This window comes from Streptomyces phaeofaciens (assembly GCF_014648915.1).
In the GTDB taxonomy this organism is placed as follows: domain Bacteria; phylum Actinomycetota; class Actinomycetes; order Streptomycetales; family Streptomycetaceae; genus Streptomyces; species Streptomyces phaeofaciens.
On the sequence record NZ_BMSA01000063.1, the window covers coordinates 1 to 16,214 of the forward strand.

Sequence of the window (16,214 nt, forward strand, 5' to 3'; positions counted from 1 at the left end):
CCACGCATGACAACGGCGGCCCCACACACCGGGCCCGCCGTTTCGGCGTTTCCGGAGCCCTCCCTCACGCCGCAGCGGCTTCAACCTCACCATCTACGCCCCCGATCTCGACCCCGACGGCTCCTGCGCGGCCCTCCTCGGCGACTTCCTCCAGACGGCGTTCACCCGCTGAACACGCGGGTTCCGGAAGACGACGACCGCCGGTTCAAACCCTGGTGCCGTAGCGGGCGTTGACGTCGACCGCCGCCGCTGGTTGAGTGGCTCATCCACTGAGCCACTGTCGAGGAGAGGCCATCATGGAGACCCTGCCGCGCGAGACGATCGTCGACGTCCTGGAGGGCCGGCTGAGGGAGGACATCCTCAACGGGCGTCACTCGGCCGGAAGTTATCTGCCCCCGGAGCGCACCCTGGCCGACGGTTACGGCGTCACCCGCACCACCCTCAAACACGCCTTCGGCCGCCTCGTGCAGGCGGGGCTGCTGGAGACACGCCACGGTGTCGGCACCCGAGTACGGGACTATCTGCGCCTGGGCGGTGCCGATCTCCTGCCGATGCTGGTCAGGCACAGCCCCGACTGGATCGACGAGATCTTCGAAGTGCGGCGCAGTATCGGCATGTTGATCGCCGAACGAGCCGCCGTCCGCGCCACCGCACAGCAGTGTGAGGAGTTGCGCACCTTGCTGGCCGCCGTCCGCGAGGCACAGGGCGGTGACGCGGTGCAGCTCGCGGACGTGGAGTTGCACCGGGGTCTCGCCCGCACGACCGGCAATCGGGTCTACGTGCTGCTGACCAACACGCTGTTCAACGCCTACCTTCCGGTACGTGCCGCCCTCGTCGGCCCGTTCACCGACGCGGACGCCGCACACGACCGGTTGGAGCCGGTCGTCGAGGCGGTCAGGTCCGGCAACGCGGCCGAGGCCCGGCGTGCGGCCGAGACGTATCTGACGGCGACCGAGCGCATCATGCTGGACGGCATCCGATGAGCACGGGCGCCGCTCCGGCCCTGGGCACCGTATTTCGCGAGACGATGCTCGGCACGCTGCGCCTGGAGGAGGACGCGGGCCTGGTCCGCAGGGTCCACCTGACCCTGCGGGTGACCACGGCGGGGCTGCTGCATCCGCAGCGTACGGTCCCGGCCGTCGCCGCCGGCCGCGTCCGGGTCACCGGCTGGGCCGGACAACCTTTCGTCGAGGGGGAGTTGGAGATCTCGCCGCTGGCGCGGCGCAGGATCCGCTACCGGCTCGCGTTCACCGCCGAGGGCCGCCGACTCACCCTGGACGGCTGGAAGTCGGTGACGCCGCGCCGGCCGGTGACCTCGATGACCGTCCTGCCGTACACCCTGTACGAGGACGGCGCCGCGGTAGGCACGGGCACCCTGCGATTCCCCCTCGCCACGCGGCTCCTGCCGTTCCTGGCGAGCATGCGCGTGACGCGGAGGGAGGACGCCACCGCCCTCCTCGCGCCTCGGTGGCGCGGTGAAGCGGGGCGTACCGAGGTCTGGTACACCACCGTCACCGATCCGGTGACCGGCAGCGGGGTGTGGCTGCACCACGAACTGGTGGCGCCGGCCGACGGATCCCCACCGTACGCGCATGGATGGGCCGCGCTCTTCCCCGCGGAAGGCCCCGTGCGGCACGCCCGTTTCGGCCCCGCCCCCTGGGCGGCCCAAGACGTCGGATTCGAGGCGGACGGTGTCGGCGTACGGCCCGGCCGGCTGACCGGTTCGGCCCAAGACGGCGCCATGCGCTGGTCATTGACCGAACGGCCCACGGACACCCCGCTGTTCACCTTCCCCCGCTGGTCCTGGCGCCACCCGTTGCTGCCCGCGTCCCATGTCCTTCCCGCCGCGCGCGCCCTGTACGACGGGACGGTCACCCACGACGGCACGACGCTGACACTCACCTCGGCTCCCGGCGCCTCGGCCCGGATCTACGGACTGGGCAACGCCCGTCGCTGGGCCTGGCTGCATGCCGACCTCGGAGACGGGGACGTCCTGGAGATCGTCGCCGCCGTGTCCATGCGGCCGGGTCTGCGCCGGCTTCCCCCGATGGTCTTCCTGCGGCTGCGCAGGGACGGCCGCACCTGGCCGCGCCGCGCCGAGCGGACCGCGGTCGGCCGGGCGGGCCGAGGCCGCTTCCGGGCCCGTGTCGACCTGCCCACCTGGACGGTCACCGGGCGCTGCGGATCGCGCCGGATCCGGGTCGAGGTCACCCAGGACCCGCAGCGCACTTTGACCCTCGACTACGCCGACCCGGACGGCTCTGTGGCGGTGTGCCGCAACAGCGAACGCGCCGACGCCCATGTGCTGCTGGAACGCAGGCGGGCGGGTGGCTGGCACACCGAGGCCGAATGGGATGTGCGCGGCACCGCACACGCGGAAGTGGGCACCCGGTGAGCGCGGCCGTGCCGGGCCTGGTGGCCGCGCTCATCGGTGACGACGGCAGTGCCACCTGGCCCGCGCGGGTGCCCGCACGGCTGGAGGACGTGCTCGCCTCGATGCCGACGGCGGCCCGTGTCGGCCTGCGGGCGGCGGCACGTGCGGTGGACACGTTCGCGCGAGCGCGTACGGGACGCGGCCTGGCCGCGCTCTCTCCCGGCGAGCGGGAGGCGGTGCTCGCGACGCTCGCGGCCGCCCCCGGGCTGCTCCCCCTCCTCGACACGCTCAAGGTGCCCGTCCTGCTCGCGGCCGGGACCGAGCGGATGCTGCACACCGCTCCCCCGGCGCGCGCCCTCACGCGCCCCGACCCGCCGCTCACCTGCACGCCCGCCGACGCCTGGCCGACGTGCTCCACCGCCGACGCGGTCGTCATCGGCTCCGGTGCCGGCGGTGCCATGGCCGCCCGCACCCTGGCCAGGGCCGGGCTCGACGTCGTCGTCCTCGAAGAAGGACAGCACCACTCCACCGAGGACTTCGCGCGGAGCACCCCCCTGGAGCGCTTCACCGCTCTCTACCGGGACGGCGGAGCCACCGTCGCCGCCGGCCTGCCACCCGTACTCCTGCCCACCGGCCGGGCCGTCGGCGGCACCACCCTCGTCAACTCCGGTACCTGCTACCGCACTCCGGACCACGTCCTGGCCCGCTGGAGCACCGAGGTCGGATTCGAGCCGGCCGACGAGTTCGGCGTCCACCTGGACGAGGTGGAGCGGACCCTGGACGTGGCCGCACAGCCGCTGGACGTCCTGGGCACCAACGGCCGTATCGCGCTCGCCGGTGCCCGTGCCCTCGGCTGGTCGGCCGCGCCCCTGCGCCGTAACGCGCCCGGCTGCCGGGGTTCCTGCCAGTGCGTGGTGGGCTGCCCGACCGGCGCCAAGCAGAGCGTTCAGCTGTCCGTCCTCCCCGACGCCTGCGCCGCCGGTGCGCACATCGTCACGGGGGCGCGGGCCGAACGCATCCTCGTGGACAGGGACCGGCCCGGTCTGCCGCGGGCGGCGGGCGTGCGAGTACACCATGCCGACGGCCACTTCGAGATCCTCGCGCCCCTCGTCGTCGTGGCCGCGGGTGCCCTGCAGTCGCCGCCGCTGCTGCGCCGTTCCGGCCTCGGCGGGCACCCCCGTCTGGGCCACAACCTGAGCATCCACCCGGCCACCAGCCTCGCCGGCCGCTTCACCGAGCCGGTCACCGCCTGGCAGGGCGTTTTGCAGAGCGTGGGCGTGGAGGAACACCACCGCCGGCACGGCGTGCTGATCGAGGCGACCGCCACTCCGCCCGGCATGGGCACGTTCGTCCTGCCCGGGCTGGGCGCCGAGCTGCGCCGCGAGCTGGAGGACGCCGACCGGCTCGCCACCCTGGGCGCGATGATCGCCGACCTCCCCTCCGGCGCCGTCCTCGGCCGCACCCGCACCCTGATCCGCTACGGCCTTCAACGGCGGGACGCGGGGCGCCTGTTGCATGCCGTGGCCGCGATGGGTGAACTGCTCTTCGCCGCCGGTGCGGTCGAGGTCCTCACCGGCATCCCCTCCTCGCCCCGGGTGCGCAGCCTCGCGGAACTCCACTCCGTCCTCGCCCGCACCAGCGCACGGGGGCTCCACCTCTCCGCCTACCACCCGACCGGCACCGTCGCCGCGGGCGCCGACGCCCAGCGCCACCCCGCCGACCCCACCGGGCGACTGCGCGGAGTGCACGGCGTGCTCGTCGCGGACGCCTCCGTGCTCCCCACCTGCCCCGAAGTCAACCCGCAACTCAGCATCATGGCCGCGGCCCTGGCCATCACCGACCGCCATCTGCACCGGTAGGCGGCGCCGAACCGAAGGCACTCGGCGGGGAGGCCGGCTCGCTCGGCACCGGCCTCCCCGCCGAGAACCGAGAACCGAGAACCGAGAACCGCGCACCGCGCGGCACCCGGACGGCGTCAAGCGACGCGGCAGAGGCTCGCCGGGTCGGCGTGAGCCACGGCGCGGGTCACCGTCACGGGAACGGGACGGGCGGGGTGCGCGGCGGCCGCGGCCTGCGCGTGGTCTCGCGCGAACACGAGAAGGCGCAGCACCGCGAACCGCCCGACGCCGGCAAGTGCCGAGGCCGACAGGTAGACGAGCTGCTCGAGCACCGCACCGGGCGCCGCCATGAGCAGATGCAGCGTGAGCATCGCCGCGCAGGTCACCGCGTACGCGGCCGCGGCAGACCCGGCCGACTGCGCGTGCTGGCGCCATGTCGCGTGCCCGCCCGCACCGAAGGTGAAGCGGGCGTGCAGCTCGGTGGCCAGGAGCGTGGAGGCCGCGGTGATCAGGGCGTTGGCCAGGAACCAGGGAAGCCAGGAGGCGAGGCCCGCGACGGCGAGGCTGGAGGCGAGCCCCACTCCCCCGCCGCAGAGCACGAAACGAGCGAAGGCGGCGACGGCGCCCGGCGCCGCCCGCTGTCTGTCGTGCGCTGTCGCCATCGTCCGTCCCCCTTGTTGATCGCCCGCCCCGCGAAACGCGTGCCCTTCGACTCGTGAAGCCGCGGACTCGTCGTTTCTTCAAGCAGAAACGCTACGTTGCATTCACTATCGTGACAACGCATTAATCACGCATGGGGCGAATATAGGGAGGTAGAACGAATGAAATCGTTGCAATGGATCACAAGTAACGCAACACGCCGGAAGCTTGCTCGTTGCATTAATTGCCAGTGAACGCTATGCCGGACACACCTCGCCTCCGAGGACCGGGACCGGCGCCCTGATGGCGGCCGAACCGGGAAACGACATCCTTCTTCCGCACGGCCGAGGAGGCACTCTCCTCCGAAGGTGACGGGCCTTCGGAGGAGAACTGCCCCCGCTGTCCTGACCTCTACAGGTCGGTTCAGCTCCCGGCGCCCTCCCCCGACCGGGCACTGGGTGGGTCACCTCCTGGCAGGCCGGTGCCGCTCATGCGGCTCCGGCGGCCAGTGCCTTGCGTTTGTCCGCCACGTAACTCGCCACGGTCTTTCTGTCGTCGGCCGTCAACAGCCGTTTCTCAACAGCCCGTTGCACGTCTCGGACGGTCTCGGACAGCCCTGTGTCGGCCTGGCAGTCCGCGTCGGCGCGCGCGGTCAGGATCTCGTCGCTGCCGAGGGTGCGCAGGGCCTCCTGATCCGATGCGGCCTTCCGCAAGCGGGAGTCGATGGCCTTGCGAGGGGCCTGGAGGTCCTTCGCCGGATGCCCCGCCTTCGTCATGCACGCGGACCAGCGTCGTACGGCGGCACGGTAGCCGGGGTCCGTCTCGACCGCGCCCATCACACGGTTCGCCAGCCCCACGGTGAGGGGCTCCACCGTGTTCCAGTCCGCGCCGTACACCTCGGCGCGGGCCCGGGCGACACAGCCGTCGGTGGAGTAGTGCAGGCTGACGCCGTCCGGCAGCCGCAGGCTCACCTGATGTGCGGGTGTGCCGGTCAGGGCCGCCTGCCAGGCGCCCTTGCGCGGTTCGTCGGCCGGCGCGGGGGCGGACAGCCGGTACAGGTACTCGCCGACGATCCCGTATCCGTCCTGGGTCGCCTTCCGCTGGGTGAGCAGCCCGTAGGGGTTGGTCTCCTCGTTGCGCGCGGACGCGGTGCGGGGCTGGACGGTGTACTTCTGGCCGCGGGAACTCATACAGGCGGCGACGGCACGTTCCTCACGGTCGTGCAGGCGTACGGCATCGGCGTGGCTGAACGCGGTGGCACCCGACAGGGGACGGACGTCGAGTGCCACGGGCCCGCGGCCGGGCTCCTCCCCAACGGAGCAGCCGGCCGCGGTCAGCACCAGGAACACCGTGGGGAGTGTCCGCCGGGCCGTCTGTGAAATCACACGCACCAGTTGTTCGAGGCGACGTTGTGCCAGTACACGGTGTTCGCCAGGGAGCCGTTGTAGTAGCCGCGGTTGAGGATGTAGCTGGAGCCGGTGTAGCCGGTGCCCGAGTAGATACGGACGTTGCAGCTGCTGCCGTTGTTGTACAGCGACTCGGCGTTGTTGAACTTGTTGTACTGCAGCAGGTTGGTGTTGTCGCCGTAGACCACGCCCGGGTCGCCCGAACCGTTGACACCGAGGTAGGCACACAGCCCGCCGGAAGGACAGTCCGAGAGCGCCGCGTTCGCGGGGGCGGCGGTGACGATCGCTCCGGTGACGGCCAGAGCCACGCTTCCCAGGGTGATGCCGGCCTGGGCCATGATCCGCTTCATACTCCGAGTACCTCCATCGCTCAGGCGCCGCCCCCGGATCACACGGTCGTCCGTGGTGCGGCTGGTTGCCGTGGACAAACCATGGAGGTGGGAGGTGGCCGAGGAGCTTGCGTAAAACTTGCTTCGCAGGTGACGCGATGGTTGGGTGACGCCCGGTGGGGTCGGCGCGACGCGTGCGGGACGGGCTGGGGAGACGGCGTGACGGGATTTCGGCTGCTGGGACCCGTGGAGTTATGGCTGTCGGGCCGCCCGGTGGATCTGGGCCCCGCCAAGCGGCGTACGGTTGTGGCGGCCCTGTTGGTGGACGCGGGGCGCTGGGTGACGGCCGAGACACTGATCGACCGGGTCTGGGGCGACGACCCGCCGGCGCAGGTGCGCGCCACCCTCTACTCCCACATCACCCGGATCCGACGGGTCGTGACGGATGCGGGCCCGGATCTCCGCGGCGGCGCCGACCAACCGCCTGCCACACCGTCGTTGCTGCGCGGATCGGGCGGCTACCGGCTCGACATCGCGCCGGACCTGGTCGACGCGCACCGCTTCCGCAACCTCGTCACCCGGGCCCGTAGGACCGACGTCCCCGACGCCGCGCGGGTGGCGACGTTACGGGAGGCGATGGGCCTGTGGCAGGGCGATCCACTGGCGGGACTGCCCGGTGACTGGGCGGCACGCACCCGGGAGAGCTGGCTGCACCAGCGCATCGACGGCGTCCTGGCCTGGGCGGACGCCGAACTCCGGGTCGGCGGGCATGTGGTGGTCATCGACACGCTGTCCGCCCTCGTGGCGGAGCACCCGCTGGTCGAGCCGCTCGCCGTGGCGCTGATGCGGGCGCTGCACGCCGCCGATCGCGCCCCGGAGGCGCTCGCCTGCTACACCGCCCTGCACAGGCGGCTGGCCGACGAACTCGGCACCGCCCCGGGAGCCGAGGCGCGACGCGAACACCAGGCGATCCTGAGCGGCGGGGCGACCGCACCGGCCGCCCCGCGCCCACCGGCGGAGACCGGCGGCGGCACCAGGGTTCGTAGCGAGCGAGCCGGCCTCGTTCCCGCGCAACTCCCCATGGAAGCAGTGGGGTTCACCGGTCGTGAGGAGGAACTGGCCCGGCTGGAGAAGGTCCTGGTCGCGGGCGCGGACCGGCCGACCTCCGTGGTGGTCTCGGCGGTGTCCGGGACAGCGGGCGTGGGCAAGACGGCGCTGGCGGTGCGCTGGGCCCATCGGGCCCGGGACCGGTTCCCGGACGGCCAGTTGTACGTGAATCTGCGCGGGTACGATCCCGACCGGCCCATGACCGCGCCCGAAGCGCTGGTCCGGTTCCTCTCCGCGCTCGGGGTGTCGGATCAGGACATCCCGCTGGAGGTGGACGACCGGGCGGCGCGCTACCGCACCGAACTGGCGGGCCGACGGATGCTGGTCGTCCTCGACAACGCCGCCACCGTCGAGCAGGTCCGTCCGCTGCTGCCCGGCAGCAGCTCCTGCGCGGTGCTGGTGACCAGCCGCGACAGCCTGGCCGGGTTGGTCGCGCGCGAGGGCGCCCACCGCCTCGACCTCGATCTGCTGCCCGCCGACGCCGCCCGCACCCTGCTGCGCCGGCTCGTGGGCGCGCGCGCCGAAAGCGAACCCGCCGCCGTCGACGCCCTCGCCGCGCAGTGTGCCCGGCTGCCGCTCGCGCTGCGGGTCGCCGCGGAACTCGCCGCCGCCCGTCCCGCCACACCGCTGAGCGATCTGGTCACCGAACTCGCCGACCAGCAGCGGCGACTGGACCTGCTGGAAGCGGACGGCGACCCGCGGACCGCCGTCGCCGCGGTGTTCTCCTGGTCGCTGCGGCATCTTCCGGCCGACGCGGCGCGTGCCTTCCGGCTGCTCGGCCTGCATCCCGGGCCCGACCTCGACGCCCACGCCGCGGCGGCGCTGACCGGCGGCGACCTGGCGGACACCCGGCGCGCCCTCGACGTCCTCGCCCGCACCCATCTGATCCAGCGCGTGGACGCCGTCCGCTACGGCATGCACGACCTGCTGAGCGCCTACGCCACCCGCCTCGCCACGGCCGAGGACACACCGGCAGCCCGCGAGGCGGCGCTCGACAGGCTCTTCGACCACTATCTCGCCACCGCGGCCGCCGCCATGAACTGCCTGCACCCGGCCGAGGCCCACCTACGGCCGGCGGCCCCCGAGTCCGCCACTCCGGTGCCCGACCTGTCCGATCCCGACGCCGCGCGCGCCTGGCTGAACACCGAGCGAGCGTGTCTGACGGCGATGTCCGCCCACACCGCCACCCACGGCCGGCCCACCCACGCGATCCGGCTCTCCCTCACCCTGTACCGCTATCTCATCAGCGGTCACCACACCGACGGCCTCACGATGCACGGTCACGCCCGCGACGCCGCCCGCCGTATCGCCGACCCGGCGAGCGAGGCCCGGGCGCTGCTCGGTCTCGGGACCGCCTACTGGCAACTGGCCCGCCATGAACCGGCACGTCGGCACCTCCAGCAGGCACTGACCCTGTTCCGGCAGGCCGACGACCTGACCGGCCAGGCCCGCGCCCTGGTCAACCTCGGTCTCGTCGACGAACGGCTGGGCCGGTTCCTGTCGGCCGTCGAGTACCTCGAACAGGCTCTGGTGCTGTACCGGCGCGTCGACGACCGGTCGGGCGAGGCGATCGCCCTCAAGGACCTCGCCAGCGTCGAGGGACAACTGGGCCGCCACGAACAGGCCGCCGACCATCTCCGGCAGGCACTGACCCTGCTCCGCCGGACGGGGAACCGCTATCTGGAAGCGCACGCCCTCAACGACCTCGGCACCGTCGAGGTGCACCTCGGCATCCTGGAGGAGGCCGCCCGCCACCAGGAGCAGGCCCTGGCCCTGTTCCTGGGCGTCGGTGACCGCTACGGCGAAGCCGGGGCACTGCACGGCCTCGGTGTCGTCCACACGCGCCGCGGCCTGCACGCCCAGGCCGCCGAGTGCCACCGTCAGGCGCTCACCATCTACGGCCAGAACGGCGACCGGGACGGTGAGGCCAGGGCGCTCAACGGGCTCGGCGAGGCCGCCCGTGCCGGCGGCCGGCCCACCGAGGCCCTCGCTCATCACACCGACGCCCTCGCCATCGCCGAGGACATCGGCAACCCGAGCCAACAGGCCCGCGCCCACGGCGGACTCGGCGACGCCCACCACACCCTCGGCGACACCGCCCCCGCGGTGCACGGCTACGAGCGTGCGCTCTCCCTCTACGCCGAACTCGGCATGCCCGAAGCCGACACCGTCAGGACGACCCTGGCAACGCTGACGGGCGGGCGGCCATGACGTCGAGCGGGCGGTGCTGACCGGTACTTTGTTCGTTTTCGTGTGTACCGGGTGCGGCAGGTGCGGCACCAGGCTGACCGCCCCGCGGTCCGGGGTCCCCCTGCCGCTGCACGCTCGTCAAGGGGTCGGCCATGCCCTTCAGCTCCCGGTGCTCATGGAATCGGGGACCTTCGCCGTGGTTCCTGAGCCCTCGGGGCCACCCTGGCGCCACGACGGGCGGACCTCGATCCTGACGAATCGGCAGCCGGCCGGGCCCTGGCCCGTCTGCCGGCAGCCTCGCAAGGCGGGCGGGACGTGCGCGGCGCCCTCCGGCTCAGGACAGCACGCGATAGGTCACATGGGTGACGAGGCTCGTCGACCGCGACCTCACCTGCTCCAGGTTCAACGGCGGGACGCCCTCGAACAGCCGTGTGCCGACGCCGAGTGTGAACGGCGTGATGTGCAGGCGCAGTTCGTCGACCAGGCCGGCGGCGAGGTACTGGTTGATGGTGGTCGCGCCGCCCTGAATCGCGACATCGCCGTCGCCGGCGGTGGCGCGTGCCTGCGCCAGCGCCGACGCGATGCCGTCGGTGACGAAGTGGAACGTGGTCCCACCGTCCATCGGCTGTGGATCGCGCGCGTGGTGGGTGAGCACGAACACCGGGGCGTGGAACGGCGGATCGTCGCCCCACCAGCCGTTCCACGGGCGGTTCCACTCGCCCCGGACGGGGCCGAACATGTTGCGCCCCATGATGAACGCCTTGGCGTCGGCCAGCTGTGCGATCTCGGCCCGGTTCTCGTCGGGCGTGTCGAACATCCAGGCGTGCAGCCTTCCGCCGGTGCCGTCGCCGCCGTCGTCACCGAACGGGCGTTCCTCGCTCTGGTTCAACCCGGCCGAGCACCCGTCGACCGAGATCGTGATGTCGCAGGTCACCCTGCCCGTCGGTACGGTCATGGCACCCTCTCCTCTCTCGTGCGGCTCATGGCTCATGGCTCGGCCAGGGAAGCCGGCCGTGGGCGCCGAGGCGCAGCACCGGCCGACGTTCGTGCGACCGGCTGCCCGCCACCCTCCAGCATCTGTGCCCCGGAACCAAGCACGACGTGCCGGACGGCCGGTTCACCGTGGATCGCTCCCCCGTCACCCGGGGCGCCCCATCCGGCCCGGGAGCCAAGATCGATTGTCAGTGGTGGGTGAGACAGTAGAACCATCGAGTCGGAACGAGGGGGAGCCGTCATGGCCGCAAGTCAGAACTACATCAATCACGTTGCTCTCGTGCTGGATGCCAGTTCGTCCATGTCGCACCTGAGCAGCAAGGTCGTGGAAGTCGCCGACCAGCAGATCGCGTATCTCGCCCGCCGGTCAAGGGAGCTGGACCAGGAAACCCGTGTCACGGTGTACGTCTTCGCGGACAAGGTGGAGTGCGTCATCTATGACAAGGACGTGCTGCGGATGCCGTCGCTGAAGCAGTTGTACCGCGTCGGCGGGATGACGGCCCTGCTGGCGGCCGCGCTGAAGTCGCAGCACGAACTGGCACAGACGGCCCAACTGTACGGTGACCACAGCTTCCTGACGTTCATCCTCACGGACGGACAGGAGAACGCGAGTCATCGCTCTCCGGACGCCCCGGTCAAGGATCAGCGCGAACTGATCAAGGCCGTGTCCGAGATGATCGCGGCGCAGGAGGACAACTGGACGCTGGCCGTCCTCGTGCCGGACCAGATGGGCAAGCGTGAGGCCATGCAGTGCGGTTTCCCGAAGGACAACATCGCCGTCTGGGACGCCACGAGCACACGGGGTCTGGAGGAGGCCGGGCAGGTCATCCGGGAGGCCACCGAGAAGTTCATGGTGGGCCGTACCCAGGGCATCCGGGGATCGCGGGCGGTGTTCTCGGTGGGCGCGGAAGCGGTCAACAAGGACACCATCAAGGCCGCCGGACTCGCCGCGGTGGATCCGTCGGGGTACCACCTGATCCCGGTGACCCGGGACGTGGCGATACGGGACTGGGTCGTCGAATGCGGGCACACCTACCGCACCGGCGGCGCCTTCTACCAGCTGAGCAAGTCCGAGAAGATCCAGGCGCAAAAGCAGATCGCGGTACTGGAGAAGAAGACGGACCGGGTGTACTCGGGCCCCCAGGCCCGGGCCCTGCTCGGCCTGCCGAGTACGGAGGTGCGCGTCAAGCCCGACCACAACGACGACTTCACGATCTTCGTCCAGAGCACCAGCGTGAACCGGAAGCTCGTACCGAACACGCGACTGCTGCTCATGCTCTGACACCCTGACGGACAGGGCGAGCCAGGCTGCCGGCGCTCCGGCGGCCGGAGCGGCTCGCGTTCCACAGACCGGTGCGAGCGTGGGCGGTGCGCCGGGCCCTGCGCCGGGAAAGCGGCCCGGCGATGGTGTCCAGGACCGCGGCGGCCTTGACCGAACGCCCCCTCGATCGAGCGGCGCCCGCGATGGACAATGTCATGCGCACGACCAACTTTCCCCCACAAGGAGGTCGATCATGCACATCCGCACGGCAACAAGATGCTTCGCCGTCCTCACGACAGTCACCTTCTCCCTGGTGGGCGGCCAGGCCGCGGCCGCCACCGCCGAGCCCGTGTCCGCCGCGCGCGTCCTGACCTACGACGCGAGCGGGTCCGCCGAGTTCAGGAGCGCCGTCGACCGGGGCGCGGCAATCTGGAACGCGAGTGTCGACGCCGTCGAACTGCGGCCGGTGACGGCCGGACAGCGCCCCAACATCCGGGTTCTCGCGGACAACGGCTGGCCCCGCGCCCAGACCACGTCGCTGGGCAACGGCACCGTCTACATGGGCCGGCAGGCCGTCGACCAGGGCTACGACACCGTCCGCATCTCGTCCCACGAGCTCGGACACATCCTGGGCCTGCCCGATCGCAAGCCCGGCCCCTGTTCGAGTCTGATGTCCGGCTCCAGCGCGGGCACCGCCTGCACGAACCCGAACCCGGACGCCGCCGAACGGGCCGAAGTCGAGGCGAACTTCGGCGGCGGCCTGACAGCGCGCGCGGGAACGGCGCGGCACGAGGCCGTGTTCACGGACTGAGTGACCTGCGGCTGACAGCGGATCGGAGGGTCGTACGCCCCGGCGCGCGCAGCTTGCGACGGGGCGTACGGGCCCGGCGTTCACGGCCCGGTCGGACCAAGCGGCGACAGCACACAGCCGACGCCACCGACCGTCGAACCTCGCATCCGCGTCACCACGCCAGGCCGGACGGTCGTAGCGGCGCGAGGCCACATGGTCACCGGTGGCGGGGAAGGCCACGTGGATGTCGTCGCGTCGTGCCGGCGGATGCACGGGCGGCAAAGACTGTGCCGCCAAGCAGTCTTGGGCTTGCGGGCGGCCCGTCGGCGTGGCCAGGATCGTCGGCATGATCAAGGGTGTGATGTTCGACTTCTCAGGGACCCTCTTCCGGATCGAATCGACCGCGCAGTGGCTGCGCGCGGTGGTGGCGGACTCCGGTCCGGCCGTGCCCGAGGAGGAACTCGAGGCGTGCGTCGGCCGACTGGAGGAGGCCGGGGCCCAGCCCGGAGGGGTGCCTCCGCGCCGAGTGCCGCCCCATCTGGAGGCACTGTGGCGGGAGCGCGATCTGACCGCCGAACGACACCGGGCCGCTTTCACGGCCCTCACCCGGGAGGCGAAGCTGCCAACGGCCGACCTGGCCGAGGCCCTGTACGACCGCTCTCGACTGCCCGAGGCATGGCGACCGTATCCCGACACCGAGGAAACCCTCCGCGCCCTGCGCGGACGAGGCATCCCGGTCGCCGTCGTCAGCAACATCGGCTGGGACCTGCGGCCCGTCTTCCGCGACCACGGTGTCGACGACCTCGTGGACGCCTACCTCCTCTCCTTCGAGCACGGGATGGAGAAGCCCGACCCCCGAATCTTCCGGACGGCGTGCGACAGGCTCGGAGTGGCGCCCGGCGACGCGCTCATGGTGGGAGACGACCGCGTCGCGGATGTCGGCGCCGCCGCGCTGGGGTGCCGGGTCCATCTGGTCGATCCCTTGCCCGTGGATCGACGTCCCAGCGCCCTGGCCGAGGTGCTCCACCTCCTTTGACGCGACCACCCCGGGGCGGCTCTCGGCACGAAGTCCAGGGCTGGCCGAGCCCTCCTGCCGGAAACCGCCGGTCGGGCCGCTACGGACGCAGTTCCAGGGTGATGTGCCGGCGCAGCGCGTGGAGGAAGTCGGGTGCGTCGAAGATCTCCCCGGCGGAGGCGACGCCGACGGTCTTGGTCCGTCCGGTGAGGATCCGGTCGGCCGCTTCCACCACGAGGGGCGCGGTGACGGCGTAGATGTCCTGGCCGCGGGCCACGGCACGTCGTTCGGCGTCGCCGGAGCGCACGATGACGTCGACGAGGAAGGTCTGGGCGGACCGGCCGCGGTCGTCCACCGCGGCAGGTGTCGGCGTGTCGGGGGACGCGATGTCCCGGGCCGCCTCGACCGTCATGTAAGTGCGCACGTCGGGGATCGACAGGTGGCTGGGTATGGTCACGACGTCGGCCATCGTGAACTCCCCGAGGACGGGCCGGGGGCCCATCGGGTCGGGGAAGGACCACTCCAGGGTAGGCGGGGCGTCGTGGCGGTACTCCAGCCGCCCCTGGGTGTACACGACGCGTCCGCCGTTCCGCCGCTGCCGGGAGACCGCGCCCGCCGTGCGCGTCCCGGCGGTGGGGTGCCAGTTGTTCAGTCCGTACGCGATGTGCGCCTCGTCGGCCGCGGTCCAGTCGCCCATCGCCGTGGTGGCCAGCAGGTCGCCGAAGCCGCCGAAGAAGGCCATCGCCGGGACGACGACCGCTCCCGCGTCCCGTGCGCGGTCGGCGAAGTGGGCGAAGGTGTCGGCGTTGGCCTCGATCTCGGCCGCCACGTCCAGGTACGGGATCGCGGCCCGCAGGGCGGCCTCGATCACGGGAGCGGCCGTCGTGGCGAAGGGTCCGGCGCAGTTGATCACGGCCGCCGCGCCGGACAATGCGCGGTCGAGCGAGGCCGGGTCGTCGACCGACGCCGGTCGGGCCTCCAGCCCGGTTTCGTGCGCCAGCGCCTTCAGCTTGTCGGCGTCGCGGCCGGAGAGGACCGGGAGAAACCCTCGCTCCCTCAGTTCCGCGACCACGAACCGCCCGGTGTGCCCGTACGCGCCGAACACCGCCACCGTCTGGCCCGATCCCATGAGTTCTCCCCGTGTCCCGATGATCCGCTGTGAGCTGTCACGGACATCCTGACGAGTGGCGGCGCCCGCCCGCGACTGTCCGGAACGACACTCCCCATACAATTCCGGACATGACTGCTGTCGCGCTGGCCGTCACCGACGGCATGCTGCATTTCGAACTGGCCCTGGCGTGCGAGGTCTTCGGCACGGACCTCACCTGGGTGGCGGACCCCTGGTACCGCTTCTCGGTCTGCGGACCGGGCGCTGTCCGCGTCGGCCCCTTCCGGCTGGAGCCCGACCACGGACTGGACCATCTCCCGCACGCCGACACCGTGATCGTCCCGGGCTGGGCCGACGTCGACCAGGACCCGCCGGCCGAGCTGATCGACGCGGTGCGCGCGGCCCACGAGGCGGGCGCACGTGTGGTCTCCCTCTGCACGGGCGCCTTCGTGCTGGCCGCGGCCGGCCTGCTGGACGGCAGGCGCGCGACCACGCACTGGGCGCACACCCAGGTGCTGGCCGAGCGTCACCCCCGGGTGACGGTGGACCCGGACGTCCTCTACGTGGACGACGGCAGCGTGCTCACCTCCGCGGGCAAGGCCGCCGCCATGGACCTGTGCCTGCACCTCGTCCGCCTCGACCACGGCTCGTCGGTCGCCAACACGCTCGCCCGTCGCCTGGTCGTGCCGCCGCACCGGGACGGCGGCCAGGCCCAGTTCGTCACCACCCCCGTCCCCGCCCCGGACAACCACCCGCTCGCCGAACTCTTCCCCTGGGTGGCCCGGCGTCTGGACCGTCCGCTCACCGTGGAGGACCTGGCCCGGCAGGCACGGATGAGTTCGCGCAACCTGGGCCGCCACTTCAGGTCGGTGACCGGCACCACGCCGCTGCAGTGGCTGCTCACCCAACGGATCCGCCACGCTCAGGAACTGCTGGAGACCACCGACCAGACCGTCGACGCCATCGCGGCGGCCACGGGCATGGGCACCGCCACCACGTTGCGCCGGCACTTCAGCCGGACGGTCGGAGTCCCGCCGGACACCTACCGCCGCACCTTCCGCTCGCGGGCCCGCCCCCGCCCGAACGGCGATGGGCAACGGCACGCGCGCTAGTACTGCAACGGTGTCTGCACTGATTGCTGGGCAGGTGTCAGGGGCTGTGTCC

The 16,214-nt window shown here is 72.0% G+C and carries 13 protein-coding genes; 8 read left to right on the forward strand and 5 right to left on the reverse strand.

The features are described from left to right. The first annotated feature begins 296 nt into the window (after positions 1 to 296). From IE275_RS44765 to IE275_RS44775, 3 genes are read left to right on the forward strand one after another with little or no spacing between them, the layout of a single operon-like run. Positions 297 to 983: a FadR/GntR family transcriptional regulator gene (locus IE275_RS44765; protein WP_189718459.1), complete on the forward strand. Its 687-nt coding sequence runs from the start codon at positions 297 to 299 to the stop codon at positions 981 to 983. Then, positions 980 to 2,395, forward strand: coding sequence for a tocopherol cyclase family protein (locus tag IE275_RS44770; protein WP_189718460.1), 1,416 nt, complete (start codon positions 980 to 982; stop codon positions 2,393 to 2,395). The genes IE275_RS44765 and IE275_RS44770 overlap by 4 nt, the downstream gene beginning before the upstream one ends. Continuing rightward, a complete protein-coding gene (locus IE275_RS44775; protein ID WP_229871387.1) occupies positions 2,392 to 4,233 on the forward strand; it encodes a GMC family oxidoreductase N-terminal domain-containing protein in 1,842 nt (613 codons plus the stop codon). Before IE275_RS44770 ends, IE275_RS44775 begins: the two co-directional genes overlap by 4 nt. A 116-nt stretch (positions 4,234 to 4,349) precedes the next feature. Here IE275_RS44775 and IE275_RS44780 read toward each other — a convergent pair whose 3' ends face one another. From IE275_RS44780 to IE275_RS44790, 3 genes are all read right to left on the reverse strand, one after another. After that, a complete protein-coding gene (locus IE275_RS44780) occupies positions 4,350 to 4,874 on the reverse strand; it encodes a hypothetical protein (protein ID WP_189718462.1) in 525 nt (174 codons plus the stop codon). A 465-nt stretch (positions 4,875 to 5,339) separates the two neighbouring features. Beyond that, complete coding sequence (locus IE275_RS44785) at positions 5,340 to 6,236, reverse strand: hypothetical protein (RefSeq protein ID WP_189718463.1); 897 nt, start codon at positions 6,234 to 6,236, stop codon at positions 5,340 to 5,342. After that, complete coding sequence (locus tag IE275_RS44790) at positions 6,233 to 6,607, reverse strand: peptidase inhibitor family I36 protein (protein ID WP_189718464.1); 375 nt, start codon at positions 6,605 to 6,607, stop codon at positions 6,233 to 6,235. Before IE275_RS44790 ends, IE275_RS44785 begins: the two co-directional genes overlap by 4 nt. Positions 6,608 to 6,832: 225 nt before the next feature. On the opposite strand from IE275_RS44790, the gene IE275_RS44795 reads away from it, so the two are divergent. Further along, entirely contained in the window at positions 6,833 to 9,904 is a 3,072-nt protein-coding gene (locus tag IE275_RS44795; protein WP_229871388.1) for an AfsR/SARP family transcriptional regulator, read from the forward strand. Between the two features lie 313 nt (positions 9,905 to 10,217). Here the strand turns inward: IE275_RS44795 and IE275_RS44800 are convergent, their stop codons facing one another. Continuing rightward, positions 10,218 to 10,838, reverse strand: coding sequence for a dihydrofolate reductase family protein (locus IE275_RS44800; protein WP_189718465.1), 621 nt, complete (start codon positions 10,836 to 10,838; stop codon positions 10,218 to 10,220). A gap of 279 nt (positions 10,839 to 11,117) precedes the next feature. On the opposite strand from IE275_RS44800, the gene IE275_RS44805 reads away from it, so the two are divergent. The 3 genes from IE275_RS44805 to IE275_RS44815 all read left to right on the forward strand — a co-directional run bounded on the left by IE275_RS44805 (position 11,118) and on the right by IE275_RS44815 (position 13,963). After that, positions 11,118 to 12,158 carry a VWA domain-containing protein gene (locus IE275_RS44805; RefSeq protein ID WP_189718466.1) on the forward strand — a complete coding sequence of 347 codons (1,041 nt, stop codon included), beginning with the start codon at positions 11,118 to 11,120 and terminating at the stop codon, positions 12,156 to 12,158. 232 nt (positions 12,159 to 12,390) lie between these two features. Beyond that, positions 12,391 to 12,948: a snapalysin family zinc-dependent metalloprotease gene (locus IE275_RS44810; protein ID WP_189718467.1), complete on the forward strand. Its 558-nt coding sequence runs from the start codon at positions 12,391 to 12,393 to the stop codon at positions 12,946 to 12,948. Positions 12,949 to 13,273: 325 nt separating this feature from the next. Beyond that, entirely contained in the window at positions 13,274 to 13,963 is a 690-nt protein-coding gene (locus IE275_RS44815; protein WP_189718468.1) for an HAD family hydrolase, read from the forward strand. A gap of 79 nt (positions 13,964 to 14,042) precedes the next feature. Here IE275_RS44815 and IE275_RS44820 read toward each other — a convergent pair whose 3' ends face one another. Continuing rightward, positions 14,043 to 15,071, reverse strand: coding sequence for a saccharopine dehydrogenase family protein (locus IE275_RS44820; RefSeq protein WP_189718469.1), 1,029 nt, complete (start codon positions 15,069 to 15,071; stop codon positions 14,043 to 14,045). A 110-nt stretch (positions 15,072 to 15,181) separates the two neighbouring features. Between IE275_RS44820 and IE275_RS44825 the strand changes: the two genes are divergently transcribed. Then, positions 15,182 to 16,162 (forward strand): helix-turn-helix domain-containing protein, encoded by a 981-nt coding sequence (locus tag IE275_RS44825; protein ID WP_189718470.1) that lies wholly within the window; start codon positions 15,182 to 15,184, stop codon positions 16,160 to 16,162. Positions 16,163 to 16,214 lie beyond the last annotated feature (52 nt).